General features: G+C 42.7%; 1 protein-coding gene and 1 pseudogene. Both read left to right on the top strand.

Translation table 11 applies throughout. The features are described 5' to 3' along the window. Window positions 1-415: hypothetical protein (locus A3763_RS28150; RefSeq protein WP_197482771.1), on the top strand; the 415-nt coding region annotated here is incomplete at its 5' end. A gap of 113 nt (window positions 416-528) precedes the next feature. Further along, a pseudogene (locus A3763_RS04705) lies at window positions 529-957 on the top strand (putative pyridoxal-dependent aspartate 1-decarboxylase); the annotation flags it as partial.

The raw sequence follows: 957 nt of genomic DNA, 5'->3' as shown, positions 1-957 counted from the left end.
TGCGCAGAAAGAAGTCGAAGAGCGCGCCCCTTTATTGGTTTATAAAGGCATTGATAAAAATCTCGAAGACCTGTCGCCAGAGTTTAAGGAACGTATTAGCAAGTTAGAGCGCGAGAGGCGCAGAACTCTCGAAATGGCCGCTTTGCAGATGCATATTTATCAGTATGCGAAAGATCATAAGGTGAGTGCTGAGCAGGCAGGCAAAACACTTTTTCCAAAGTCTGAATATGAAGTTGATAGTCAACGCGTGAGTGACTTTTATCATGCTAACCAGGAGCATATTGCCAAGCCTTTTTATCAAGTCGAGCAGGAAATTACGGCTCAGCTTGAATATCAAAGTGTGAAAAATCTAAAGGAGCAGTTGCTGGCATCGCTTCAAAAGAGTGGTGATTTGGCAATTCTTCCCAGTCAATAAGGTTTTTTAAACGATATTGGTCCATTGCAAGAGACCTTGGCTGGTTATCCTTTGTACGACCGACTATACTAGCGCCCGTTCAAATTTTGGGTATTGAATCTACGTTGTGAGCTATGTTGGACAAGTTATACCATAAGCAGAAGTTTGCTCAGGCAAGCATAGAGAGTATGTATCGAGTATTTACAGTACCCGAAGCACCAGACTCTACTCTTAGCCGTATTGATAAAGACGTTTCTAATAATCTTGCAGGATTTATGCAGGACCATATCGTCGCGGTCGAACATGATTTGCAAGAAATGGAAAAAGACTTTTCTGATCCCAGGATTCCTGAAAAGCCCATTTTTGTATCCGAACATACTCAATTTCTTCTAGATAAAATAGTTGCGCAGTCTGTTCACACCTCATCGCCTAGCTTCGTTGGTCATATGACCTCTGCTTTACCTTATTTCATGTTGCCGCTTTCCAAGATCATGATTGCGCTCAACCAGAACCTGGTAAAAACCGAAACCTCGAAAGCGTTTACGCCCCTAGAGAGACAGGTG

The sequence above is a fragment of the Oleiphilus sp. HI0128 genome (assembly GCF_001635365.1).
Note: the sequence above shows the minus strand (reverse complement) of the source record. Positions and strands in the feature narration are given on the sequence as shown.